Origin of the sequence: Streptomyces sp. NPDC046859 (assembly GCF_040645135.1) — a bacterium.
In the GTDB taxonomy this organism is placed as follows: Bacteria; Actinomycetota; Actinomycetes; order Streptomycetales; family Streptomycetaceae; genus Streptomyces.
The window spans coordinates 62,625-87,618 of sequence record NZ_JBEYXR010000010.1; the positions used below are offsets into that span (position 1 = coordinate 62,625).

22 protein-coding genes are annotated in these 24,994 nt (G+C 72.1%); 14 read left to right on the top strand and 8 right to left on the bottom strand.

Annotated features, from left to right (window positions below):
• Positions 1-81 precede the first annotated feature (81 nt).
• The 4 genes from ABZ899_RS17265 to ABZ899_RS17280 all read right to left on the bottom strand — a co-directional run bounded on the left by ABZ899_RS17265 (position 82) and on the right by ABZ899_RS17280 (position 3,417).
• The gene (locus tag ABZ899_RS17265; RefSeq protein WP_361346375.1) at positions 82-987 is read right to left on the bottom strand and encodes an amino acid ABC transporter permease; all 906 of its coding nucleotides are present in this window, start codon (positions 985-987) and stop codon (positions 82-84) included.
• Positions 984-1,649, bottom strand: coding sequence for an amino acid ABC transporter permease (locus ABZ899_RS17270; RefSeq protein ID WP_361346704.1), 666 nt, complete (start codon positions 1,647-1,649; stop codon positions 984-986). Before ABZ899_RS17270 ends, ABZ899_RS17265 begins: the two co-directional genes overlap by 4 nt.
• Positions 1,650-1,715: 66 nt before the next feature.
• Complete coding sequence (locus tag ABZ899_RS17275) at positions 1,716-2,555, bottom strand: glutamate ABC transporter substrate-binding protein (RefSeq protein WP_361346377.1); 840 nt, start codon at positions 2,553-2,555, stop codon at positions 1,716-1,718.
• A gap of 85 nt (positions 2,556-2,640) precedes the next feature.
• Positions 2,641-3,417, bottom strand: a complete 777-nt coding sequence (locus tag ABZ899_RS17280; protein WP_055622141.1) for an amino acid ABC transporter ATP-binding protein — start codon at positions 3,415-3,417, stop codon at positions 2,641-2,643.
• Between the two features lie 306 nt (positions 3,418-3,723).
• Between ABZ899_RS17280 and ABZ899_RS17285 the strand changes: the two genes are divergently transcribed.
• Positions 3,724-4,410, top strand: coding sequence for a response regulator transcription factor (locus tag ABZ899_RS17285; protein WP_055622140.1), 687 nt, complete (start codon positions 3,724-3,726; stop codon positions 4,408-4,410).
• 9 nt (positions 4,411-4,419) lie between these two features.
• The gene (locus tag ABZ899_RS17290) at positions 4,420-5,811 is read left to right on the top strand and encodes a HAMP domain-containing sensor histidine kinase (protein WP_361346380.1); all 1,392 of its coding nucleotides are present in this window, start codon (positions 4,420-4,422) and stop codon (positions 5,809-5,811) included.
• Positions 5,812-5,838: 27 nt separating this feature from the next.
• On the opposite strand, the gene ABZ899_RS17295 is transcribed toward ABZ899_RS17290, so the two are convergent.
• Positions 5,839-6,834, bottom strand: coding sequence for a TAXI family TRAP transporter solute-binding subunit (locus tag ABZ899_RS17295; RefSeq protein WP_361346382.1), 996 nt, complete (start codon positions 6,832-6,834; stop codon positions 5,839-5,841).
• A gap of 93 nt (positions 6,835-6,927) precedes the next feature.
• Here ABZ899_RS17295 and ABZ899_RS17300 point away from each other — a divergent pair, with 93 nt between their 5' ends.
• Genes ABZ899_RS17300 through ABZ899_RS17310 form a run of 3 tightly spaced genes read left to right on the top strand, consistent with a single transcriptional unit; the run spans position 6,928 to position 9,680 of the window.
• A complete protein-coding gene (locus tag ABZ899_RS17300) occupies positions 6,928-7,404 on the top strand; it encodes a MazG nucleotide pyrophosphohydrolase domain-containing protein (protein ID WP_361346384.1) in 477 nt (158 codons plus the stop codon).
• A complete protein-coding gene (miaB, locus tag ABZ899_RS17305; protein WP_361346386.1) occupies positions 7,391-8,905 on the top strand; it encodes a tRNA (N6-isopentenyl adenosine(37)-C2)-methylthiotransferase MiaB in 1,515 nt (504 codons plus the stop codon). Before ABZ899_RS17300 ends, miaB begins: the two co-directional genes overlap by 14 nt.
• Before the next feature lie 58 nt (positions 8,906-8,963).
• Positions 8,964-9,680: a class III extradiol dioxygenase subunit B-like domain-containing protein gene (locus ABZ899_RS17310; protein WP_361346388.1), complete on the top strand. Its 717-nt coding sequence runs from the start codon at positions 8,964-8,966 to the stop codon at positions 9,678-9,680.
• 64 nt (positions 9,681-9,744) lie between these two features.
• Here the strand turns inward: ABZ899_RS17310 and ABZ899_RS17315 are convergent, their stop codons facing one another.
• Both ABZ899_RS17315 and ABZ899_RS17320 read right to left on the bottom strand, forming a co-directional pair.
• Entirely contained in the window at positions 9,745-10,014 is a 270-nt protein-coding gene (locus tag ABZ899_RS17315; RefSeq protein WP_361346390.1) for an antitoxin, read from the bottom strand.
• Between the two features lie 24 nt (positions 10,015-10,038).
• On the bottom strand, positions 10,039-10,278 hold the full coding sequence (locus ABZ899_RS17320; protein ID WP_361346392.1) for a hypothetical protein: 240 nt from the start codon (positions 10,276-10,278) through the stop codon (positions 10,039-10,041).
• A gap of 182 nt (positions 10,279-10,460) precedes the next feature.
• On the opposite strand from ABZ899_RS17320, the gene miaA reads away from it, so the two are divergent.
• The 6 genes from miaA to hflX all read left to right on the top strand — a co-directional run bounded on the left by miaA (position 10,461) and on the right by hflX (position 18,765).
• A complete protein-coding gene (miaA, locus tag ABZ899_RS17325; protein WP_361346394.1) occupies positions 10,461-11,399 on the top strand; it encodes a tRNA (adenosine(37)-N6)-dimethylallyltransferase MiaA in 939 nt (312 codons plus the stop codon).
• 108 nt (positions 11,400-11,507) lie between these two features.
• Positions 11,508-12,017 (top strand): hypothetical protein, encoded by a 510-nt coding sequence (locus tag ABZ899_RS17330; protein WP_361346396.1) that lies wholly within the window; start codon positions 11,508-11,510, stop codon positions 12,015-12,017.
• A gap of 50 nt (positions 12,018-12,067) precedes the next feature.
• Positions 12,068-12,937 (top strand): diaminopimelate epimerase, encoded by an 870-nt coding sequence (dapF, locus tag ABZ899_RS17335; RefSeq protein ID WP_361346398.1) that lies wholly within the window; start codon positions 12,068-12,070, stop codon positions 12,935-12,937.
• A 298-nt stretch (positions 12,938-13,235) separates the two neighbouring features.
• Positions 13,236-15,416 carry an HD domain-containing protein gene (locus ABZ899_RS17340; protein ID WP_361346400.1) on the top strand — a complete coding sequence of 727 codons (2,181 nt, stop codon included), beginning with the start codon at positions 13,236-13,238 and terminating at the stop codon, positions 15,414-15,416.
• 80 nt (positions 15,417-15,496) lie between these two features.
• Positions 15,497-17,083 (top strand): M1 family metallopeptidase, encoded by a 1,587-nt coding sequence (locus ABZ899_RS17345; protein ID WP_361346402.1) that lies wholly within the window; start codon positions 15,497-15,499, stop codon positions 17,081-17,083.
• Positions 17,084-17,271: 188 nt separating this feature from the next.
• On the top strand, positions 17,272-18,765 hold the full coding sequence (gene hflX, locus ABZ899_RS17350) for a GTPase HflX (RefSeq protein WP_361346404.1): 1,494 nt from the start codon (positions 17,272-17,274) through the stop codon (positions 18,763-18,765).
• A gap of 69 nt (positions 18,766-18,834) precedes the next feature.
• On the opposite strand, the gene ABZ899_RS17355 is transcribed toward hflX, so the two are convergent.
• Complete coding sequence (locus ABZ899_RS17355) at positions 18,835-20,052, bottom strand: hypothetical protein (RefSeq protein WP_361346406.1); 1,218 nt, start codon at positions 20,050-20,052, stop codon at positions 18,835-18,837.
• Positions 20,053-20,534: 482 nt separating this feature from the next.
• On the opposite strand from ABZ899_RS17355, the gene ABZ899_RS17360 reads away from it, so the two are divergent.
• From ABZ899_RS17360 to ABZ899_RS17370, 3 genes are all read left to right on the top strand, one after another.
• Complete coding sequence (locus tag ABZ899_RS17360; protein ID WP_361346408.1) at positions 20,535-22,007, top strand: diaminobutyrate--2-oxoglutarate transaminase family protein; 1,473 nt, start codon at positions 20,535-20,537, stop codon at positions 22,005-22,007.
• 300 nt (positions 22,008-22,307) lie between these two features.
• The gene (locus tag ABZ899_RS17365) at positions 22,308-24,056 is read left to right on the top strand and encodes an IucA/IucC family protein (protein ID WP_361346707.1); all 1,749 of its coding nucleotides are present in this window, start codon (positions 22,308-22,310) and stop codon (positions 24,054-24,056) included.
• A gap of 38 nt (positions 24,057-24,094) precedes the next feature.
• Complete coding sequence (locus ABZ899_RS17370; protein WP_361346410.1) at positions 24,095-24,850, top strand: GNAT family N-acetyltransferase; 756 nt, start codon at positions 24,095-24,097, stop codon at positions 24,848-24,850.
• Positions 24,851-24,994: the final 144 nt, after the last annotated feature.

Consider the following 24,994-nt stretch of genomic DNA (forward strand, 5'->3'; position numbering starts at 1 on the left):
CGGGTGTGGCGCCAGGGTGCGGGAGAGCGGAGAGGGCAGTGGCGATCAAGCCACTGCCCTCTCCGGTACGCCTTGGGCCGGCTAGTGCTCGGCCCCGGTCCCGAAGGTGCCGCCCGTGGCGGCCGGGTTCAGCTCCTCCGTGTCCTCCGCGCTGAGGACCGCGCCCGTGCTCTTCTTGCTGCGCCGGAGCCTGCGCTCCAGCCAGCTCGCGAACGTCGTCAGGGCGAAGTTGATAGCGATGAAGATCAGGGCCACCACAGTGAAGCTGGCGATCGTGTTCGCGCCGTAGTAGGAGCTCATCGGGCTCACGGCCGCGATCAGATCCGGGAAGGTGAGAACGGCGCCGCCGAGCGCGGTGTCCTTCACGATCACGACGAGCTGGCTGACGATTGCCGGCAGCATCGCGGTGACGGCCTGCGGGAGCAGGATGGACGTCATCGTCTGGGTCTTGCGGAGACCGATGGCGTGCGCGGCCTCCGTCTGTCCCTTGGGGAGGGCGAGGATGCCGGCCCGTACGATCTCGGCGAGCACCGAGGCGTTGTAGAGCACCAGACCGGTGATCACCGCGTAGAGCGGACGATCGTCGGAGTTGACGTTGGTGTACGCCGAGTATAGGGCCAGCCCGAAGATCATGAGGATCAGGACCGGAAGGGCCCTGAAGAACTCGACGACGACTGCCGCGGGGACGCGCACCCAGGCGTGGTCCGAAAGGCGGGCGATACCGAGGACGGCGCCGAGCGGGAGTGCGATGATCATGGACAGGGCGGCCGCGATCAACGTGTTCTTCAGGCCGGGCAGGAGGTACGTGGTCCACGCCTCGCTGCCGAAGAAGGGCTTCCACTTCTCCCAGTCCAGCTGGGCCTTCTCCTCGAGGTTCGTGTAGACCCACCAGACGATCGCGGCGAGGGCGACCACGAACAGCACCGTGAAGAGGATGTTGCGCCGCTTGGCGCGCGGTCCCTGGGCGTCGTACAGGACGGAGCTCATCGCTTCACCGCCACCTTCTTGCCCACCCAGCCGAGTATCAGGCCGGTCGGCAGGGTCAGGCACAGGAAGCCGAAGGCGAAGACCGCGGAGATCAGCAGGAGTTGTGCCTCGTTCTCGATCATCTTCTTCATCAGCAGCGCGGCTTCGGCCACACCGATCGCGGCGGCGACCGTGGTGTTCTTGGTGAGCGCGATCAGGACGTTGGCCAGCGGACCGACGACCGAGCGGAACGCCTGCGGCAGCACGATGAGGGTCAGGACCTGTATGAAGCTCAGACCGATGGCGCGGGCCGCCTCCGCCTGGCCGACGGGGACCGTGTTGATCCCGGAGCGGATCGCCTCACAGACGAATGCCGAGGTGTACGCGATCAGGCCGAGTACCGCGAGCCGGAAGTTGATGGTCTCGAAATTGTCCGCGCCCAGCGTGATCTGGAGGGTCTGGTTGAGTCCCAGCGAGGTGAACAGGATGATCACCGTCAGCGGGACGTTCCGTACCACGTTCACGTACGCGGTGCCGAAGCCCCGCATCAGAGGGACTGGGCCGACACGCATGGCGGCCAGAAGAGTTCCCCAAACCAGGGAGCCGGCGGCGGACAGCAGGGTGAGCTGCACCGTCACCCAAAAGGCCCCCAGCAGGTCATAACCTTCAAGAAAGTCGAACACGATCTCCCGCGCTTCCGCGTGTGGACTGGGACCGATGCGCCGCCCTCGCGGGCGGCGCACACGTCATCAGCTCTTGATGTCGCCGATCGCCGGCGCAGGCTCGTTCTGGTAGTTCGCGGGGCCGAAGTTCTTCTTCACGGCCGCGTCCCAGGACTTGTCGGAGACCATGTCCTCGAGGGCCTTGTTGATCTTGCCCTTGAGGTCGCTGCCCTTCTTCACGCCGATGCCGTAGTTCTCGTTGGTCATCTTGAAGCCACCGAGCTTGAACTTGCCCTTGAACTGCTCCTGCGAGGCGTAGCCGGCGAGGATCGAGTCGTCGGTGGTCAGGGCGTCGATGGCCTTGTTCTGCAGACCGGTCAGACACGCGGAGTAGGTGGGGTACTGCTGCAGGTCGGCCTTGGGGGCCAGCTTGTCCTTGACGTTCTGGGCGGACGTCGAGCCCGTCACGGAGCACAGCTTCTTGCTGTTGAGGTCCGAGGGGGACTTGATCGAGGCGTCGTCGGCACGGACCAGCACGTCCTGGTGCGCCAGCAGGTACGGGCCGGCGAAGTCGACCTTCTCCTGACGCTCCGGGGTGATCGAGTAGGAGGCGGCGATGAAGTCGACGTCACCACGCTGGAGCATGGTCTCGCGGTCGGCGCTCTTCGCCTCCTTCCACTCGATCTGGTCCTCGGTGTAACCGAGCTTCTTCGCGACGTAGGTGGCGACGTCGACGTCGAAGCCCGAGTAGCCCTGCGGCGTCTTCTGGCCGATGCCGGGCTGGTCGAACTTGATACCGACGGTGATCTTCTTGTCCCCACCGGAGCCCGACCCGCCGTCACTGTCCCCGTCGCCGCCGCAAGCGGTGGCGGTGAGGGTGAGGACGAGTGCCGTGGCGGCCGCGGCGGAGACCTTGCGGAGCTTCATGTGAACATCCTTTGTGTGGTGAAGAGACACGTGCCCTAGACGGGCCGGCGGGTGACGCGGGGCGTCGGCTGCGGGGCGCAGTCCGTCAGTGGTGCAGGATCTTGGACAGGAAGTCCTTCGCGCGGTCGCTGCGCGGGGCGCTGAAGAACTGGTCGGGCACGGCCTCCTCGACGATCTTGCCGTCGGCCATGAAGACCACCCGGTTGGCCGCCGAACGCGCGAAGCCCATCTCGTGGGTGACCACGATCATGGTCATGCCGTCGCGGGCCAGCTGCTGCATGACCTCCAGGACCTCGTTGATCATCTCCGGGTCGAGCGCCGACGTGGGCTCGTCGAAGAGCATGACCTTGGGGTCCATGGCCAGGGCCCGGGCGATGGCGACCCGCTGCTGCTGACCGCCGGAGAGCTGCGCGGGGTACTTGTCCGCCTGGGTTCCCACGCCCACGCGGTCCAGCAGCTGCCGGGCCTTCTCCTCGGCCTTCTTCTTGTCCGCCTTGCGGACCTTGATCTGCCCCAGCATCACGTTCTCGAGCACGGTCTTGTGCGCGAAGAGGTTGAAGCTCTGGAAGACCATGCCGACGTCGGCGCGCAGCCGGGCCAGCTCCTTGCCCTCCTGGGGCAGCGGCTTGCCGTCGATGGTGATCGAGCCGGAGTCGATCGTCTCGAGGCGGTTGATGGTGCGGCACAGGGTGGACTTGCCGGACCCTGAGGGCCCGATGACGACGACGACCTCGCCACGGGCGATCGTCAGATCGATGTCCTGGAGCACGTGCAACGCGCCGAAGTGCTTGTTCACATCTTTCAGGACCACAAGGTCGCCGGACGCGGCCACGTCGTCCTTGGCCACCGATACTTCGGTCATCGCTCTCAGGCTCCGTCCTCCTCGGTTTCGGAGGACAGTAGTGACCGTTCCCGACCTGCGTCATTACTTCTGAGGTGAATCTGAGCATCACGATCCGATAGCGATCGGACACGTGTCGTAGTACCGGCGAAGGTGCGCGTACCGGCTGCATAACGGAAACAGCGAGCAACCGGAACCCTCTTGACGGCGTCCTCGTCCATCAGCGTGACTGCCATGTGCACGCGCGCGTGCACAACCAGCACCGCGGGTCCGCCCCACAGTCGTATCTGCCCGAACCGTACGCCCGGTGAACCGAAGGAGGCACGGATGAGACTGCTTCTCGTCGAGGACGACAACCACGTCGCCGCCGCGCTGTCCGCGGTCCTCGCCCGGCACGGTTTCGACGTCACGCACGCCCGCAGCGGCGAGGAGGCCCTGCAGGCGTTGGTCCCGGAGGGCAACGGCTTCGGCGTCGTCCTGCTCGACCTCGGCCTGCCCGACCAGGACGGCTACGAGGTCTGCGGCAAGATCCGCAAACGCACCAGCACCCCGGTGATCATGGTGACGGCGCGTTCCGACGTCCGCTCCCGCATCCACGGGCTGAACCTCGGCGCCGACGACTACGTGGTGAAGCCGTACGACACCGGGGAACTGCTCGCCCGGATCCACGCCGTCAGCCGGCGCAGCGTTCCGGAGGACGCCGCGACGGGCGGCGAGGGCGTGCTGCGCCTGGGCGCCGTGCACATAGAGCTGCCCACCCGCCAGGTCAGCGTGGACGGCTCGGTCGTCCAGCTCACGCGCAAGGAGTTCGACCTGCTCGCCCTGCTCGCGCAGCGCCCCGGCGTGGTCTTCCGCCGCGAGCAGATCATCAGCGAGGTCTGGCGGACGAGCTGGGAGGGGACCGGGCGCACCCTCGAGGTGCACGTGGCGTCCCTGCGGGCCAAGCTGCGGATGCCGGCGCTGATCGAGACCGTGCGCGGGGTCGGGTACCGGCTCGTGGCCCCGGCGGCGTAGCGGGCCAGGGTGCGTACTCGGCTTCTCCCGCTGCTGATCGTCCTGATGGCGGCCGTGCTGCTCGCGCTCGGCGTGCCGCTCGCGGTGAGCCTGGCCGCCGCCCAGCAGCAGAAGGTCGTCGTCGACAGGATCGACGACACGGCGTACTTCGCGGCCATCGCGCGCCCCGCCACCGACGCCGCCACGGGCTCCCGCGACGTCCTGCGCGTCCTCAGCCGGGAACTGGAGAACTACTACGAGGTCTACGGCGTCCGCGCCGGCGTCTTCCTGCCCAACGACACCCCGCTGGCCAGCGGCCCGAGCACCTGGTTCCTGCCCGGGACCGGCGAGGTGCGCGACGCCTTCGAGGAGTCACTGCTGAGCCGGCGCAGCCACGACCCGGAGCAGGTCTGGCCCTGGCAGCGCGGCCGGCTGGTCGTCGCCTCGCCGGTGATCCGGGACGGTGACGTCGTCGCCGTCGTGGTCACCGACTCGCCCACCGGGCCGATGCGGTCCCGGATCCTGCACGGCTGGCTGATCATCGGCGCCGGTCTGACCGTGGCCATGCTGGTGGCCGTCTCAGCCGCGCTCCGGCTGACCGGCTGGGTGCTCCGACCGGTGCGGGTCCTGGACGTGACCACGCACGAGATAGCGAGCGGACGCCTGAAGTCCAGGGTCGCGGTGGCCAGCGGCCCGCCGGAACTGCGGCGGCTGGCCCGGTCGTTCAACGAGATGGCCGACAACGTCGAGGACGTCCTGGAACAGCAGCGCGCGTTCGTCGCCGACGCCTCCCACCAGCTGCGCAACCCGCTCGCCGCGCTGCTGCTGCGCATCGAACTGCTCGCCTTCGAACTGCCCGAGGGCAACGAGGAGATCGCCTCGGTCCAGGCCGAGGGCCGGCGTCTGGCGCAGGTCCTCGACGACCTGCTCGACCTGGCCCTGGCCGAGCACACCGAGGCCGACGTCCGGCTGACCGACATCGGCGCGCTGACCGCCGAGCGCGTCGCGGCCTGGGCGCCGACCGCCGAGGCGAAGGGCGTACGGCTGCGGGGGACCTGCCCGGCCACCACCGCCTGGGCCGACCCGGTGGCCCTGTCGAGCGCGCTGGACGCCGTGATCGACAACGCGGTGAAGTTCACACCGCGGGACGAGAAGGTCGAGGTGACCGTCGCGTCCGACGGCGACACGTCGACGATCGAGGTGGCCGACCGCGGACCCGGCCTCACCGACGAGGAGCTCGCCCGCATCGGCGACCGCTTCTGGCGCAGCGGACGCCACCAGAACGTCAAGGGCTCGGGCCTCGGCCTGTCGATCTCGCGGGCCCTGCTCGCCGCGGGCGGCGGCACGATCGCGTACGCCCACCACGAGCCGCACGGCCTGCGGGTGACGGTGACGCTGCCCAGGACCGGCCCGGCCGCGTAGCGACACGGGCGCACGCGCGGGGATGCCCTACGGCTTGACCGACCGGTAGTACCGCCGCGCGCCCTCATGGAGGCCCAGCGGGTCCGTGTAGATCGCCGTGCGCAGGTCCACGAGCTGCGCGGAGTGCACATGCGCGCCGATGCCGTCCCGGCTCTTGATCACCGTCCGGGTCAGCCACTCGGTGAGCCGGGGGTCCATGTCCTCGCGGGTGATCAGCAGGTTGGAGACGGCGATGGTCGGCACCGTGCTGCCGTTCTGGACGGTGGGGTAGGCCGACTCCGGCATGTTCGTCGCCCGGTAGAAGTGGGCCGCGTCGCCCTGGGCGTGCACCTTGGCGACCAGGTCGGCGTCGATGGGCACGAAACGGAACGAGGACGTCTCCGCGATCTTCGCCAGGCCGTCCGTGGGCACCCCGCTCGACCAGAAGAACGCGTCGAGCTCGTGCCCGAGCCGCTCGGGGCCGGTGTCGATGCCGTCCGAGCGGGGCGTGATGTCCTTCGCCGGGTCGATGCCCGCCGCCTCCAGCACCCGGGTGGCGATCAGCCGGACCCCGGAGTCCGGCAGCCCTATGGCCACCCGCTTGCCCTTGAGGTCGGCCACGGAGCGGATGTCCGAGTCCGGCGGCACGACGAGCTGGACGTAGTCGTCGTAGAGGCGGGCCACCCCGCGCAGCCGGTCCATGACGGGCCTGCCGCCGATCCGGAGCGTGTCCACGGCATCGGCGGCGGCGATCGTGAAGTCGGCCTGGCCGGTCGCCACCCGCTGCACGTTCTCCTGCGACCCGTCGCTCGTCAGCAGCCGCACCTTCAGCTGGGGCATGTCCTTGGCCAGCTCCTCGCGCAGCAGCTCGCCGTACTCCTGGTAGACACCGGCGCGCGTGCCCGTGCTGAACGTGATCGTCCCGCTCGGCGGGTCCTCGCCCAGGGGTAGCACCCACCACAGCAGCAGCCCGAGGGCCACGACGCCGGCGGCCGCGCCCTGGAGGGCCCGGCGCCTGCTGATGCGGGTGAGTGCTGAGGACATGTCCGCGATCCTGCCAGCCGGTGCACCCGCTGACCAGCGCCGGGTCCCGGGCGGGGCCCGGATCGGTGCCGGCCGCTCGCTACAGTCGGCCGCATGAGTCCCTCTCCCGCCGACCTGGTCCGCGCGTTCCACCTGGCCTTCGGGCTCGACGCCCGCACCACCCCGACGGAGGTGGCGCCGGAGCTCGCCGCCCACCGGGGAGAGCTGCTCGCCGAGGAGGCCGCGGAGGTCGCCGAGGTCTCGGTCACCGGCCCCCTCGACCGGCTCGCGCACGAACTGGCGGACGTCGTGTACGTGGCCTACGGCACCGCCCTCGTGCACGGCATCGACCTGGACGCCGTCCTGGCCGAGATCCACCGCTCGAACATGACCAAGCTCGGCCTGGACGGCCAGGTCGCCCGCCGGGCCGACGGCAAGGTCCTCAAGGGCGACCACTACGAGGCGCCGGACGTGGGCGCCGTGCTGCGCCGCCAGGGATGGACGCCCGGCCCCCTTGGGGACACCGCACCCGGGGACGGCGGAAAGGGGGGTCCGCACGAGCGCATACCCTTGTCCCATGAGCAGCAGTGACCGGAGCCAGGCCGTGGGCGTCAGGACGTATGAGGTACGCACCTACGGGTGCCAGATGAACGTCCATGATTCCGAGCGATTGTCCGGTCTGCTGGAGGACGCCGGGTACGTCCGCGCGCCCGAGGGCTCCGACGGCGACGCCGACGTCGTCGTCTTCAACACCTGCGCCGTCCGCGAGAACGCCGACAACAAGCTGTACGGCAACCTCGGTCACCTCGCTCCGAAGAAGGCGAGCCGGCCCGGCATGCAGATCGCCGTCGGCGGCTGCCTCGCCCAGAAGGACCGCGAGACCATCGTCAAGCGGGCCCCCTGGGTCGACGTGGTCTTCGGCACGCACAACATCGGCAAGCTGCCCGTCCTGCTGGAGCGCGCGCGTGTGCAGGAGGAGGCGCAGGTCGAGATCGCCGAGTCGCTGGAGGAGTTCCCCTCCACGCTGCCCACCCGGCGCGAGAGCGCCTACGCGGCCTGGGTGTCGATCTCCGTCGGCTGCAACAACACCTGCACCTTCTGCATCGTCCCGGCCCTGCGCGGCAAGGAGAAGGACCGCCGCCCCGGCGACATCCTCGCCGAGGTCGAGGCGCTGGTCGCCGAGGGCGTCAGCGAGATCACGCTGCTCGGGCAGAACGTCAACGCGTACGGCTCGGACATCGGCGACCGCGAGGCGTTCAGCAAGCTGCTGCGGGCCTGCGGGAAGATCGAGGGTCTGGAGCGCGTCCGCTTCACCTCGCCGCACCCCCGCGACTTCACCGACGACGTGATCGCCGCCATGGCCGAGACGCCGAACGTGATGCCGCAGCTGCACATGCCGCTCCAGTCCGGCTCGGACACCGTCCTGAAGGCGATGCGCCGCTCCTACCGCCAGGAGCGCTACCTCGGGATCATCGACAAGGTCCGGGCCGCCATCCCGCACGCCGCCATCACCACGGACATCATCGTGGGCTTCCCCGGTGAGACCGAGGAGGACTTCGAGCAGACGCTGCACGTGGTGCGCGAGGCGCGCTTCGCGCAGGCGTTCACGTTCCAGTACTCCAAGCGGCCCGGCACCCCGGCGGCCACGATGGACGGCCAGATCCCGAAGAAGGTCGTCCAGGAGCGCTACCAGCGGCTGGTCGCCCTCCAGGAGGAGATCTCCTGGGAGGAGAACAAGAAGCAGGTCGGCCGCACCCTGGAGCTGATGGTCGCCGAGGGCGAGGGCCGCAAGGACGGCGCCACGCACCGCCTGTCCGGCCGCGCCCCCGACAACCGCCTCGTGCACTTCACCAAGCCCGACCAGGAGGTCCGCCCCGGTGACGTGGTGACCGTCGAGATCACCTACGCCGCCCCGCACCACCTCCTCGCCGAGGGCCCCGTCCTCGACGTGCGCCGCACGCGCGCGGGCGACGCCTGGGAGAAGCGCAACGCCGCCGCGCAGGCCGAGCCGGCCGGTGTGCTGCTGGGCCTGCCCAAGGTGGGCGTGCCCGAGCCGCTGCCGGTGGTCACCGGGGGCTGCGCGATCGACTGACGGCAGCCCGCGGAAGCCGTCCCCGGCCGCCGTGCGGCCCCGCAGTAGGCTGCCGATCATGCTTGTCGCCGCCGCAGTCTGCCCGTGCCCGCCCCTCCTCGTGCCCGAGGTCGCGGAGGGCGCCGCTCCCGAGCTGGACGCCGCGCGCGCCGCGTGTGCCGACGCGCTCGGGGTGCTCGCCGCCGCCCGGCCCGATCTGCTGCTGGTCGTCGGACCCGCCGAGGAGAGCGGCATCGGCACCCACCCCGAGGGCACACCGGGCTCCTTCCGGGGCTTCGGTGTGGACGTCGGCGTACGCCTGGGCACGGCCGCCGCCGCGGCGGAGTCCGGGCGCGTGCTGCCGCCGTCCCTCGCCGTGGCCGCCTGGTTGCTGGAGCGCACCGGCTGGTCGGACGCCCCGATCGAGGGACTCGGCGTAGGGGAACCGACGACCGCCGAGCGGTGTATCCGAATGGGGAGGGAGATCGCCGCCCGGGCCGGCCGGGTGGCGCTGCTGGTGATGGGCGACGCCAGCGCCTGCCGCACGCTGAAGGCGCCCGGCTACCTGGACGAGCGGGCCGCGCCCTTCGACGCGTCCGTCGCGCGTGCGCTGGGGTCGGCGGACGTGTCAGCCCTCAAGGAGCTCGACATCGCGCTGGCCCAGGAGCTGCAGGCGTCGGGCCGGGCTCCGTGGCAGGTCCTGGCGGGAGCCGCCGAGGGGGCCGGCTTGGCGGGCGCCCTGCTGTACGAGGACGCCCCGTACGGCGTCGGCTACCTGGTCGCCACCTGGTCGTAGGCCGGCCGGGAACGGGGAACGGCCGCGCGCCCGGGGGCTGCGCGGCCGTTCGCGAAGGTGCCGGTCAGGTGGTCGGCGGCGGTGCGCCCGGCGGTGGCGTGCCACCGCCCGTCGCCGGGTCGTCGCCCTTGTGGGCGAGGCGGCCCATGGCTCCGTGCGCCTTGCCCGTCCCCGAGTGGATCTTGTCGCTGTACTTGCCCTTGGTCCGCTCGTCGACGGCCTTGGCGGCCTTGTCGAGGCCCTGGTGCACCTTGTCCTCGTGCCGCTGCGCGAAGTCGGAGACCTTGTCCTTGGCCGGGGCGATCCTGGCTTTCAGATTGTCCATCACACCCATGCTTCACCTTCCCGCGAGGGGCGGTTACCTGCGGGCGCCCTCACCGGCGTCGCTGTCGGCGGCCTCGTCGGCGGACTGCTGCTTCGGGATCTCGACGCCGTCGTCGGTGCCGGTCCCGTCGCTGTCGGCGGCCGCCGCGGGGGCCGCCGCCTCCGCCTCGGCGCGGCCCGAGGACTCCGCCGTCCCCGAGCCCGCCTCGGGCTCGGAGGACGACGCCTCCTCCGAGACCTTCGACCTGCCAAAAATCCGTGCGAAAACGCCCATATCCACTCCATACGGTACTCGTGCGGGCGAAATCCCGCGTCGTCCGGTGCGTCCGTTTGCGCCCCCGGGTGGCCGCCCCCACCGAAACGGCGGCGAAAACCTCGCAACAGGCAACGACCTCGCACACGCGCCGTCACGTAACTCGTTCGAGAGCACCCCCGGAGGTTTGCGAGACTGGGGCGGTGAGCAGTGCACCCCCCTCCCCGCGCGTCATCGCCGTCGTCGGACCCACCGCGGCCGGAAAGTCCGATCTGGGCGTCTTCCTGGCGCAGCGACTCGGCGGTGAAGTCGTCAACGCCGACTCCATGCAGCTCTACCGGGGGATGGACATCGGCACCGCCAAGCTGACGCCCGAGGAGCGCCAAGGGGTCCCGCACCACCTGCTGGACATCTGGGACGTCACGGTCACCGCCTCGGTCGCCGAGTACCAGCGCCTGGCTCGCGCGCGCATCGACGCCCTGCTCGCCGAGGGGCGCTGGCCCGTCCTGGTCGGCGGATCGGGACTGTACGTCCGGGGCGCCGTGGACAACCTCGAGTTCCCCGGCACCGACCCCGAGGTCCGGGCCCGGCTGGAGGAGGAGCTGGCCCTGCGCGGCTCCGGAGCGCTGCACGCCCGCCTGGCCGCCGCCGACCCCGACGCCGCCCAGGCGATCCTGCCCGGCAACGGCCGCCGTATCGTGCGGGCCCTGGAGGTCATCGAGATCACCGGCCGGCCCTTCACCGCCAACCTCCCCGGCCACGACTCGGTGTACGACACCGTCCAGATCGGCGTCGACGTCGCCCGCCCCGAGCTCGACGAGCGCATCGCCCGCCGCGTCGACCGGATGTGGGACGCCGGGCTCGTCGACGAGGTGCGCGCACTGGAGGCGAAAGGGTTGCGAGAGGGGCGTACGGCCTCGCGCGCGCTCGGCTACCAGCAGGTGCTCGCGGCGCTCGCCGGAGAATGCACCCTCGACGAGGCCCGCGCGGAGACCGTCCGTGCCACCAAACGCTTCGCGCGCCGTCAGGATTCGTGGTTCAGACGCGACCCGCGGGTGCACTGGCTCAGTGGGGCTGCGGCAGATGTCACAGAACTTCCGCAGCTGGCCCTGGCGTTGGTCGAACGACCGGTTACAGCCTGATCACGTGATGGCATCGGGACGCTCCGGTCGTCATCCGGGCCTGCGTCACCGTGCCATCATCGAGCTTCGATCGACCAAGTGGAGTCCGAGTTGGGAGGGCGCGTGGCGATGGAGGCCGGCCCTCGCGACACCGCACACGGCACGGGGAACCGCACCACCGGCACCGGTGAGCGGGAGCCCGGCGGCGAGCGGCTGAACCCGGACGGACCCGATGACACCGACGTCGACGGCGGTGTGACCGACGACGGTCCCACGCCGGAGGAGATGTACACCGGCGGCCCCGAGGTCGAGGTCGAGCTCCGCCCGCAGCGCAGGCTTCGGCTGTGGCAGCTCGCGCCCATCGTGGGCCTGGCCGCGATCGGTTCCCTGATGTTCGCCTTCCCCCTCGCCTTCGACTTCGGCGACAGCGGCGCCGTGATCGCCATGCTGGGGCTGCTGATCTGCCTCTGCGCGGCCGGCTGGGGCATGACGGCCGCCCGCCGCGTGGGCTACACCTGGCCCGGCCTGCCCCAGCGCGGCTCCGGCCGCAGACCGGACTGGCGCGTCGTCGGGGCCTACTGCCTGCTGGTCGCGGCGGTCGTTGCGCTGGCCGTGTGGCGCGTGGCACGCCTGCGCTGAGCCGGGCCGCCGCCGTACGGGATGTCGGACCGGCGCCGTACGATCGAGGAATGAGCACGCGGATCGCCTTCCTCAAGGGTCACGGCACCGAGAACGACTTCGTGATCGTCCCCGACCCGGAGAACGTCATCGAGCTGCCCCCGGCCGCCGTCGCCGCCCTGTGCGACCGCCGCGCGGGCATCGGCGGCGACGGCCTGCTGCACGTCGTGCGGTCCGCGGCGCACTCCGAGGCCCGGCACTTGGCGGCCGAGGCCGAGTGGTTCATGGACTACCGCAACGCGGACGGCTCGATCGCGGAGATGTGCGGGAACGGCGTCCGGGTCTTCGCCCGCTACCTCCAGCGGGCCGGCCACACCGGCGAGGGCGACCTCGCGGTGGCCACCCGCGGCGGTGTGAAGACCGTGCACATCGACAAGGACGGCGGCATCACCGTCGGCATGGGCAGGGCCCGCCTCCCCGAGGGCGAGGTCACGGTCGGTGTCGGCGACCACAGCTGGCCCGCCCGGAACGTGAACATGGGCAACCCGCACGCCGTGGCCTTCGTCGACGACCTCGCCGACGCCGGGCCGCTGACCGAGGCGCCGCCCTTCAGCCCGGCCTCCGCCTACCCCGACGGCGTCAACGTCGAGTTCGTCGTGGACCGCGGCCCCCGGCACGTGGCGATGCGCGTCCACGAGCGGGGCTCCGGCGAGACCCGCTCCTGCGGCACCGGCGCCTGCGCGGTCGCCGTGGCCACCGCCCGCCGCGACGGCGCCGATCCGGCCGTCACCGGCGCCCCGGCGACGTACACCGTCGACGTCCCCGGTGGCACCCTGGTCATCACCGAGCGGCCGGACGGCGAGATCGAGATGACCGGCCCCGCGGTGATCGTGGCCGAGGGCGAGCTCGACGCGGAATGGCTGGAATCGTTCGGCCGCTGAGGGGTACCCGTAGCTCCGGTGGCCGGGCCGGGAGGTCCTCGCCCCCGCCGTTCCCGGGAATGCGGCGTCCCGCCGCGTTCGACGGCGGGAACCGGCCCCGGCCGGATGGCGCAAACCGTAAACCCGCAACGCCTCGCTCGAATGGGTGATCCGTTTCACGCTCGGCCGGAGGCGGCCGGAAGCACGTGATGGGCTCGGTAGCATCAAGCACCGGCCCGGACGGGGAGAAGTCGCCATCCCCTGTGCCGAGTCCGTCATGGGGAACCCCGTCCGCCGGTCCACGCAGCCGGAGGTGCCCATGAGTGCGGAGGCCACGAATTCCGCGACGCCAGGCCCGGTATCGGGCGCCGTGACGCCTGCCGTGCCCCGCAGGAAGTCCCGCGCCCGCATCGACCTGCGCCGCCTCGGCCGGGCCGCGCTGCTCGGCCCCACCGCGCGCGGCCGGCTGCCCGACGCCATCGGCCACGTCGTGGACGCGCACCGGGCCCACCACCCCGACGCCGATCTCGACCCGCTGCGCCGCGCCTATGTGCTGGCCGAGTCGTCGCACCGCGGCCAGATGCGCAAGAGCGGTGAGCCGTACATCACCCACCCGCTCGCCGTGACCCTCATCCTCGCCGAACTCGGCGCCGAGACCACGACATTGACCGCGTCCCTGCTCCACGACACCGTCGAGGACACCGACGTGACCCTCGATCAGGTCGGCGAGCAGTTCGGCGAGGAGGTCCGCTTCCTCGTCGACGGCGTCACCAAACTGGAGAAGGTCGACTACGGCGCCGCCGCCGAACCCGAGACCTTCCGCAAGATGCTCGTCGCCACCGGCAACGACGTGCGCGTGATGTCGATCAAACTCGCCGACCGGCTGCACAACATGCGCACCCTCGGCGTGATGCGCCCCGAGAAACAGGCCCGGATCGCCAAGGTGACCCGCGACGTGCTCATCCCGCTCGCCGAGCGGCTCGGCGTCCAGGCGCTCAAGACCGAGCTGGAGGACCTGGTCTTCGCGATCCTGCACCCCGAGGAGTACGAGCACACCCGGGACCTGATCGCCGAGAACGCAGCCCAGGCCGACGACCCGCTCACCGAGATGGCCGACGAGATGCGCACGGTCCTGCGCGACGCCGGCATCCAGGCCGAAGTCCTCATAAGGCCACGGCACTTCGTCTCCGTGCACCGCGTCTCCCGCAAACGCGGCCGGCTGCGCGGCACCGACTTCGGGCGGCTGCTGGTCCTGGTGAACGAGGACGCGGACTGCTACGGCGTCCTCGGCGAACTGCACACCTGTATGACCCCGGTGGTCTCGGAGTTCAAGGACTTCATCGCCGTCCCCAAGTTCAACCTGTACCAGTCGCTGCACACCGCCGTGGCCCTCGCGGACGGACAGGTCGCCGAGGTCCTCATCCGCACCCACCAGATGCACAAGGTCGCCGAGGCCGGAGTGGTCGCGCTCGGCAACCCCTACGCCGGTCCGGCTGAGGAGCAGACCGCCGGCGACGGCGAGCGCGCCGACCCCACCCGCCCCGGGTGGCTCTCCCGCCTCCTGGACTGGCAGGAGGCCGCACCCGACCCCGACACCTTCTGGTCGACCCTGCGCGAGGACCTCGCCCAGGACCGCGAGATCACCGTCTTCCGGCCCGACGGCGGCACCTTGGGCCTGCCCGAGGGCGCCACCTGCGTGGACGCCGCCTACGCCCAGTACGGCGAGGACGCGCACGCGTGCATCGGCGCCCGCGTCAACGGCCGGCTGGCCACCCTCAGCACCGTCCTGCGCGACGGCGACAGCGTGCAGCTCCTCATGGGGCAGGACCCCGCCTCCGAGCCGTCCCGCGAGTGGCTGGAGCACGCCCACACGCCCGGCGCCCGTATCGCCATCCAGCGGTGGCTCGCCTCCCATCCCGCGCCGGGCGAGTCCGGTACCGAGGAAGGCGAGCAGGGGGCGCCCTTCCGGCAGCCCGCCGAAGGAGCCGGGAGCCAGGCGGGTCCGGCGTTCCGGCCCGGCGCCGAGGGACCGGGCGGCCGTCCCGCCGCCGCCGGTGTCCTGGCCGACCGGCCCGGCGCCGCCGTACGCCTCGCCGGGTGCTGTACGCCCGTACCGCCCGACGAGATCGCCGGATTCGCCGTGCGCGGGGGAGCGGTCACCGTCCACCGTGCCGGGTGTTCCGCCGTGGCGCGGATGCGGGGCGCCGGTCGCGCCGAGGTCGGCGTGCGCTGGGGGGACACCGCGGAGTGCCGGGTCACCCTGGTCGCCGAATCGTTCGTCCGTCCGCATCTGCTGGCGGACCTCACCGAGGCGATGGCGCAGGAAGGCGCGGAGATCGTCTCGGCGACCGTGGAGCCTCCGACCCAGCAGCGCGTCCGCCACACCTACACCGTCGAGCTCCCGGACGCCGGCCGGCTCCCCGGCCTGATGCGCGCCATGCGCGACGTCGCCGGCGTCTACGACGTCAGCCGGGCGCACGCCCGGGCCCAGCGGGCCTGAGGAGAGAACGGGCCACCCGTTCGGGTGGGGCGGTCGCGCGCCGTCCACGTCCCGTCGCCGAGCGCTGATAGCCGTGGTCCATGCTGCTCTCCCCCCGCAGCGAGGCTCAGCGACCGGCCCCTGGCGCTCCTCGCCCCCGATCCGGACCCCGTCGGCGCCCGAAGGTGCCCGCCCTGCTCATCCCCGTCGTCTCCCTCTGCCTGCTCGCCGCGAGTGCCCCCGCCACCCCGCTCGGCGTCGGCGACCGGCTCTACCCCCACCTGGGCAACCCCGGCTACGACGTGGCGTCGTACGACCTCTCCTTCACCTACTCCGGCGCCAACGACAAGCCCCTCAAGGCCGTCACCACCATCGACGCCCGGACGACCGCCGACCTCGAGCGGGTCAACCTGGACTTCGCGCACGGCAAGGTCGACTCGGTCGTCGTCGACGGCGAGCCCGCGACCTTCAGGAGCGCGGGCGAGGACCTCGTCGTCACCCCCGCCGAGGAGGTGCCCGAGGGCAGCTGGATGCGCATCACCGTCCGGCACAGCAGCGACCCCGTGTACGGGCGGAAGCGCGAGGGCGGCTGGGTGCGCACCGCCGACGGCCTCGCCATGGCCAATCAGGCCGACGCCGCGCACGTCGTCTTCCCCTGCAACGACCACCCCTCCGACAAGGCGAGGTTCACCATCCGGGTCACCGCGCCCACCGGTTACACCGCCGTGGCCAACGGCCTGCGGACCGACGTGGACCGGGCGGGGAAGTCGACCACCTGGACGTACCGCACCCGGCACCCCATGGCCACCGAGCTCGCCCAGGTGTCCATCGGCCGCTCCAAGGTCCTGCACCGCACCGGCCCGCACGGTCTGCCCGTACGGGACGTCGTGCCCGCCAAGGACGCGAAGCTGCTCGAACCCTGGCTGAAGAAGACACCCGGCCAGATCGCCTGGCTGGAGGGCAAGGTCGGCCGCTACCCGTTCGAGACGTACGGGCTGCTCATGGCGCACGCCAGCACCGGTTTCGAGCTGGAGACACAGACGCTGTCCCTCTTCGAACGGGATCTGTTCACCCAGCCCGCCTTCCCCAAGTGGTACGTCGAGTCGATCATGGTGCACGAGCTGGCGCACCAGTGGTTCGGCGACAGCGTCAGCCCGCGCACCTGGTCCGACCTGTGGCTCAGCGAGGGCCACGCCACCTGGTACGAGGCCCTGTACGCGGCCGAGAAGGCGAACCGCTCGCTGGAGGCGCGGATGAAGGCCGCCTACGCGGCCTCCGACCGCTGGCGCGCGGCGGGCGGACCACCCGCGGCCCCGAAGGCACCCGACCCGGGCAAGAAGATCAGCATCTTCCGCCCCAACGTGTACGGCGGCGCGGCCCTCGTTCTGTTCGCCCTGCGCGAGGAGATCGGCGCCTCCGCGTTCGACCGGCTGGAGCGCGCCTGGGTGAGCCGAAACCGCGACGGTTCCGCCTCGACCGCGGACTTCGTCGCCCTCGCCGAGGACGTCTCCGGACGGCATCTGAAGGGCTTCATGCAGCCCTGGCTGTACGGCGAGAAGACGCCGCCGATGCCCGGCCGGCCCGACTGGAAGGCCGCCGACCCCGCCGAGCCGGAGGCCAAGGACAAGGGGGCCGCCGGCCGGCGGCCCGGCGCCCACCCGAAGGCCGGGAGATCAGCCGGGCGATAAGCCGGTGACGAGACGGCCCGTGCCGTGCGACCATCGTCCGGTCGGCGCGGCACGGGCCACGGGAATCTCCCGGGGTACCCGTGCGTTGTGACACGTGACGGAACAGCTCTCCGGCGTACCGCTGAGCGTGATGTCCGGGCCGCTGCCCCGTCGCCGCACCACGGAATCCCCAACGACGTAAGGACCCAATGACCTCCTCTTCTTCCTTTTCCCAGGACTCGAAGCGCCTCGCGCACACCTACCCCGACGGTCTTCGGGCCGATGCCCTGATGGAAGAGGACGTCGCCTGGAGCCACGAGATCGACGGAGACCGGGACGGCGACCAGTTCGACCGCTCCGACCGCGCGGCCCTGCGCCGTGTCGCGGGCCTCTCCACCGAGCTCGAGGACGTCACCGAGGTCGAGTACCGCCAGCTCCGCCTGGAGCGGGTCGTCCTCGTGGGCGTCTGGACCTCGGGGACCGTGCAGGACGCGGAGAACTCCCTCGCGGAGCTCGCCGCCCTCGCGGAGACCGCGGGCGCCCTTGTGCTCGACGGCGTGATCCAGCGCCGCGACAAGCCCGACGCGGCCACCTACATCGGCTCCGGCAAGGCGGAGGAGCTGCGGGACATCGTCCTGGAGACCGGCGCCGACACCGTCATCTGCGACGGTGAGCTCAGCCCGGGCCAGCTCATCCACCTCGAGGACGTCGTCAAGGTCAAGGTCATCGACCGTACGGCGCTGATCCTCGACATCTTCGCCCAGCACGCCAAGTCCCGAGAGGGCAAGGCGCAGGTCGCGCTCGCGCAGATGCAGTACATGCTGCCGCGGCTGCGCGGCTGGGGTCAGTCCCTGTCCCGGCAGATGGGCGGCGGCAAGGGCGGCGGCCTCGCCACCCGTGGTCCCGGTGAGACCAAGATCGAGACGGACCGGCGGCGCATCCGCGAGAAGATGGCGAAGATGCGCCGGGAGATCGCGGAGATGAAGACCGGCCGCGACATCCAGCGCCAGTCCCGCCGACGCAACAAGGTGCCCTCGGTCGCGATCGCGGGTTACACCAACGCCGGCAAGTCCTCCCTGCTCAACCGCCTCACCGGCGCGGGCGTCCTGGTCGAGAACGCCCTGTTCGCGACCCTCGACCCGACCGTGCGCCGGGCCGAGACGCCGAGCGGACGGCTCTACACGCTGGCCGACACGGTCGGCTTCGTCCGGCACCTGCCGCACCACCTGGTCGAGGCGTTCCGCTCCACGATGGAGGAGGTCGGCGACTCCGACCTGATCCTGCACGTGGTCGACGGCTCGCATCCGAACCCGGAGGAGCAGCTGGCCGCCGTGCGCGAGGTGATCAGGGACGTCGGCGCCACCGGCGTACCCGAGATCGTCGTGATCAACAAGGCCGACGCGGCCGACCCGCTGACCCTCCAGCGGCTGATGCGGATCGAGAAGCGGTCCATCGCCGTCTCGGCCCGCACCGGCCGGGGCATCGCCGAGCTGCTGGCCCTGATCGACAACGAGCTGCCGCGCCCGTCCGTCGAGGTCGAGGCACTCGTGCCGTACACCCACGGCAAGCTCGTCGCCCGCGCCCACACCGAGGGCGAGGTGATCTCCGAGGAGCACACCCCGGAGGGCACGCTGCTCAAGGCGCGGGTGCACGAGGAGCTGGCGGCGGACCTCGCGCCGTACGTTCCCACACCGGCCGGCTGAGCCGTCCGGCACCGGACAGGCGGAAGGCCCGCTCCCCCTCGGGGGGAGCGGGCCTTCTTCGTGCCGGGATCAGCGGCCGGCGAACTTGTCGCTGACCCCGTCGAAGACGGTCTCGGCCTCCTTGCCCAGCCGCGGGCCCGCGAGCCAGCCCGACTCGACCGGGCCGATCGAGGTGTTGGACACCAGCGCGGGCCGGCCGTCGTTGCCGGTGGCGACCCAGCCACCGCCCGAGGAACCACCCGTCATGGTGCAGCCGATGCGGTACATCGTCGGGTCCGACGCACGCAGCGACAGCCGGCCCGGCCGGTCCTGGCACTGGTACAGCTTCTGCCCGTCGTAGGGCGCGGCGGCCGGGTAGCCGATCGCCCTGATGCTCTTCACCCGCGGTACTGCGGGAGCGTCGAACTCGACCGGGAGAGCCGAACCGACCGTCTCCTCCAGGGACTTGCCGCCCCCGTTCTCCGGCTTCACATGCAGCACGGCGAAGTCGTACGGGGCACCGTCACCGCCGGTCGCGCCGCCCTGCGCGATCCACTGGTCCGAGGTCTGCGCCCAGTCGGCCCACCAGATGCCGTAGGGAGTGACCTCCTCCTTGGCGACACCCTCCAACTCGGCCTCGCTGCGGCCCGCGTCGTTGTACGACGGCACGAACGCGATGTTCCGGTACCAGCCGCCGCTCTTGCCCGCGTGCACACAATGCCCCGCCGTCCACACCATGTTGGACTTCCCGGGGTGGGCGGGGTCCTTCACGACGGTCGCCGAGCACACCATCGTGCCCTCGGGGGAGTCGAAGAACACCTTGCCCGCCTCCGGCACGCTCGCGTGGTACCGCGGCGCCACCGCCTGCGCGTCCACCGGGTCCGGCGTCGGGTCGGTCACGCCCTGGTCGCCCGACAGGTCGTTCTCGTCGAGCCCCCGGTCCGGGTCCTCGGCGTCCCGCATACGCTCCGGGTCCCAGAGGTCCTTGATGATCGGGTTGATGTAGTCCTTGGCCTCGCGCAGCCAGTCGTCGCGATTCCAGTTCTTCCAGTCGCCGTCCCGCCACTTGTCGATGTCGATCCCGTGTTCGCGGAGCCTGTCCCTGATGTCGTCCGGAATCGTGATCGTGCCCTCGCCCCCGGCCGCGGCGGACGCGGTCGCGGAGCCCCCGGCGTCGGCGTCCCCGGACTCACAGGCGGTGACCGTGAGGGCCAGGGCGGCGGCGAGCGCGACCACCGGCAGCGGGGAGACACCGCGGCGCGCGCCCTTCTCCCTGCGGGCGGTGAACGACGGCCGTATGGATCGCATGGTGTGACTCCCCCTGAGGTGACGGTACTTGTGCCGCTCTCCCATACGCGCGCCGGCCGCTGTCCGATCACTCGTCCGGCCAGCGGGCCGATCGTCCGCCACACGGCGTGCGCGTACGGCTCGCGGCTCGGTGGAACGGCACCACACACTATGCGGTCGCTGTGAGCGACTTCTGACGGAACGGCAACGGTTCAGCCACAGCCCGCCGAGCCGGGCAGGTCACAGCGCCGGGACGGCGTCCGGCCGTCGCCGCCGGGCGCGGGGAACGCCGCTTCGGGGCCCCGCCGGGCGGAGATTGTGCGCCAACCCGTAACCCGGTGCGTGTCCCGCTCTTTTTAGCGGTGGGGGCCGGCCGTGCGTGCGCGGTCCCCGGTCCCCGGTTCCCCGCAGTTTCGAGTGGACGCTCGCGGGGCTGCGTATGTCGGGACGGGCGAGGACACGCAACACCCGCTCGCCCCTGGACAGCGGGAGGACAGGGAGCCATGGCCGTGATCGAATCCGTGCGCGGGGGATCGCCCGGTACCGAGGACGCGCGCACCGCGCACGAGGGGATCCTGCGGCGGCAGTCGGCCCGGGAGTCGGCGGCCCGCACCTATGCCCGCGCCCTGCCGATCGTGCCGGTCCGGGCCCGGGGCCTGACCATCGAGGGCGCGGACGGCCGCCGTTATCTCGACTGCCTGTCCGGCGCCGGCACCCTCGCCCTCGGCCACAACCACCCCGTGGTCCTGGAGGCCATCCGCGGGGTCCTGGACTCCGGGGCGCCCCTGCACGTCCTGGACCTCGCCACCCCGGTCAAGGACGCCTTCGTCACCGAGCTGTTCCACACGCTGCCGCCCGGACTCGCCGACCACGCGCGCGTGCAGTTCTGCGGACCGGCCGGCACCGACGCGGTCGAGGCCGCCTTCACCCTCGTCCGGGCCGCCACCGGACGCGACGGCATCCTCGCCTTCAGCGGCGCCTACCACGGGATGACCGCCGGGGCGCTCGCCGCCTCCGGGGGCGCCCCGGACGTACGGGTCGCGCGCCTGCCGTTCCCGCAGGACTACCGCTGCCCCTTCGGCGTCGGCGGGGAACGCGGCGCCGAACTCGCCGCCCGCTGGACCGAGTCCGTCCTCGACGACCCCAAGTCGGGCGTGCCCGACCCGGCCGGGATGATCCTCGAACCCGTCCAGGGGGAGGGCGGTGTGCTGCCCGCGCCGGACGCCTGGCTGCGGCGCATGCGGCGGATCACCGCCGACCGATCCATCCCGCTGATCGCCGACGAGGTGCAGACCGGCGTCGGACGCACCGGCGCCTTCTGGGCCGTGGAGCACAGCGGTGTCACCCCCGACGTCATGGTCCTGTCCAAGGCCATCGGCGGCAGCCTGCCCCTGGCGGTCATCGTCTACCGCGACGAACTCGACGCCTGGCAGCCGGGGGCCCACGCCGGCACCTTCCGCGGCAACCAGCTCGCCATGGCCGCCGGTACGGCGACCCTCGCGTACGTCCGTGAGAACCGGCTCGCCGAGCGGGCCGCCGACCTGGGCGCGCACATGCTGCGCCGGCTGCGCCGGCTCATGGGGGAGCACGCGTGCATCGGGGACGTGCGGGGGAGGGGGCTGATGATGGGCGTCGAGGTGGTGGATCCGCAGGCCCCGGCCACGAGCGGCGAGCGGATCGTCACCCTCGCGGCGACCGCCCGCTCGCCCGAGGAGCAGCCCCGGCCCGCCGCTCCCGGTCTCGCGGCCGCCATTCAGCGGGAGTGCCTGCGCCGCGGACTGATCGTCGAACTCGGCGGACGCCACTCCAGCGTCGTACGGCTGCTTCCGCCGCTGACCATCACGGACGAGCAGGCGGCCGCGGTGCTGGACCGGCTCGCCGACGCGGTGGACGCCGTGTCCGGTGACCGGGCCCTCGCCGCTCAGCGGCCCCCCGGCCCCGGACGGCAGGACGACCGGCCCGCGCACGCCGACTGAGGACGCCCGCACCCGATTCACCAGGCCGTGACAGGCCACCGGCACACCCGCCCCCACCTCACACGGCACCCACCACCCGGCGGCGGCCCCCATCACAGGGCCACCCCAGCCACGTCACGCGGCACGGCTCACCCCCGCCTCCCGCACCACCACAGTCGCACCACGCGCCCTGGCTCACCCCAAGGCGCCCCCCACACCCCAGAGCCACCGCAGAGGACCATCGTGACGACCACCCCCCTCTCCCTCCCCGACAGCCGGCCCGCGAGAGCCCAGGGCCCGGACAGCGCCCCGCCCGACCTCCTGAATCACCCCGACCCGCGGCAGGCGGCCGAGGCCGCCGCCGTGGAGAACCTGCTCCGCTGCCACGTACGCGAGACCCGGATCCCGGCACCGCCGGACGGTGTCCTCCGCGTCCCGCTGCCCGCCACCGGCACGGCCCTGGTGGTCCCGGTCCACCACTGGTCGCCGACGGGGTGGCACCGCTTCGGCCCGCCCCGCCCGGCCGGCACCCCGGAGGGGACCCCGCCGCTCGACGCGGTCACCCTCGCCGCACTGCTCACCCGGGAGGCCGCGGCAGCGCGCCCCGCGGCGGCCGACCACACCACCGACCTCGTCGGCCGTGTCGCGGACTCCGTCCGCCGCACGGCCGTCTTCATCCAGGACCGCCGCGCCCACCCGGCCGACGCGACCGACCGCTTCCTGGCCGCCGAGCAGGCCCTCGTCCTCGGGCACCCGCTCCACCCCGCCCCCAAGAGCCGCGAAGGACTGTCCGACGCCGAGGCCCGCATCTACTCACCGGAGACACGCGGCGCCTTCCCGCTCGCCTGGCTCGCCGTCGCCCCGGGCATCGTCGCCACCGACTCGGCGTGGACGGAAGCGGGGCGCCCCGTCACCGCCCCCCAGCTCACGGCCCGGCTCGCCGGCCCAGGGCTGCCGCTGCCCGACGGATACGCCGCACTGCCACTGCACCCCTGGCAACTGCGCGAGATCCGGCAGCGCCCCGATACGGCGGCCCTGTTCGACGCCGGTCTGCTCCGCGACGCCGGCACCCACGGGCCCGCGTGGCACCCCACCTCGTCCGTCCGCACGGTCTACCGCTCCGGTGCCCCCGCCATGCTCAAGCTCTCCCTCGGCCTGCGCATCACCAACTCCCGCCGCGAGAACCTCCGCAAGGAACTGCACCGGGGCGTGGAGGTGCACCGGCTGCTGCGCGGCGGCCTCGGGACGCGGTGGCAGGCCGCGCACCGGGGCTTCGACATCGTGCGCGACCCGGCCTGGCTCGCCGTCGACGGACCGGACGGCTCCCCGGTGACCGGGCTCGACGTGATGATCCGGCACAACCCCTTCACCCCCACGGACGACGTGTCCTGCGTGGCCGGCCTGGTGTCCCCCCGGCCGCACGGCCCGGCCTCCGCGGACGCGCGACCGGCGCCGTCCCGGCTGGCCGCGGTCGTCACCCGGCTCGCCGCCCGGACCGGACGGTCACCGGGCGCGGTCGCCGCCGAGTGGTTCCTGCGGTACCTCGACCAGGTCGTCCGGCCCGTGCTGTGGCTGGACTCCGAGGCGGGGATCGCCCTGGAGGCCCACCAGCAGAACACGCTGCTCCTGCTGGACGCCGACGGCTGGCCCGCGGGCGGCCGCTACCGCGACAACCAGGGCTACTACTTCCGCGCGTCCCGGCGCGCGGAACTCGACGCCCGGCTCCCCGGCATCGGCGAACTCAGCGACACCTTCGTCCCGGACGAGGTCACCGACGAACGGTTCGCCTACTACCTGGGGATCAACAACATCCTCGGGCTCGTCGGCGCGTTCGGCTCCCAGGGACTGGCCGACGAGCGGCTGCTGCTCGCCGCGCTCCGCCGCTTCCTCGGCGAGATCGCCTCCGGTCCCGCCCGGCTGCGGACCCCGCTCCCCGCGCTGCTGCTCGACTCCCCGGTGCTGCGCTGCAAGGCCAACCTGCTGACCCGGGTGCACGGCCTGGACGAACTCGTCGGCCCAGTCGACACCCAGTCCGTGTACGTCGGCATCCCCAACCCCCTGCACCTCTGACGGCGACGACCCGCCCCACCTCCCGAGAGGACCTCGTCGTGCCCCCCACCGACACGAGCGCCCACACCGACCCCGCCCCGCCGCCCGACACCGACGCCGAGGACACCCTGGACCTGGAACTGCCCGACGAACTCGTCACCCTCATCGCCTCGGACACGGGGAGAGGCGATGCCGGGGACGCGGTCCCCGGGGCCCGGCCCGGGGAACCGCTCGCCGGGATGTCCGACCTCCTCGACCAGGTGGCCGACTGGGGGCCGGTCAGTACCCCCGCCGGGGTGTTCCATCTGGTCCCGGTCCGCATCGAACGCGACCTGACGCTCCTCAGCCGCTGGATGAACGATCCGGCCGTCGCGGAGTTCTGGGAGCTCGCCGGGCCCGAGGACATCACGGAGCGGCATCTGCGGGCCCAGCTCTCGGGCGACGGACGGAGCGTCCCGTGCGTCGGCCTGCTGGACGGCACACCGATGAGCTACTGGGAGGTCTACCGGGCCGACCTCGACCCCTTGGCCCGGTACTACCCCGCCCGGCCGCACGACACCGGGGTCCACCTCCTCATCGGCGGGCCCGGCGACCGCGGGCGCGGCCTGGGGCGGACGCTGCTGCGCGCGGTCGCGGACCTCGCGTTCGGCAGGCGCCCGGCGTGCGGCCGGGTCGTGGCGGAACCCGACCTGCGCAACACGCCGTCGGTCGCGGCCTTCCTCGGCGCCGGTTTCCGGTTCTCCTCGGAGGTCGAACTGCCGCACAAACGGGCGGCCCTCATGGTCAGGGACCGGAACCTGCGGCATCTGCTGTGACGGCCGTCACCCGCCGCGGTGCCGGTGACGGGCCGGGCGACGACGGGCCGGCATCGGAGGCGGTCGGATCCGGTCCGATGCCGACCGGCTCCGACCGCCTTCCGTGCACAGTCGAACCGTCATCGCACCACCCCGGCCCCATTC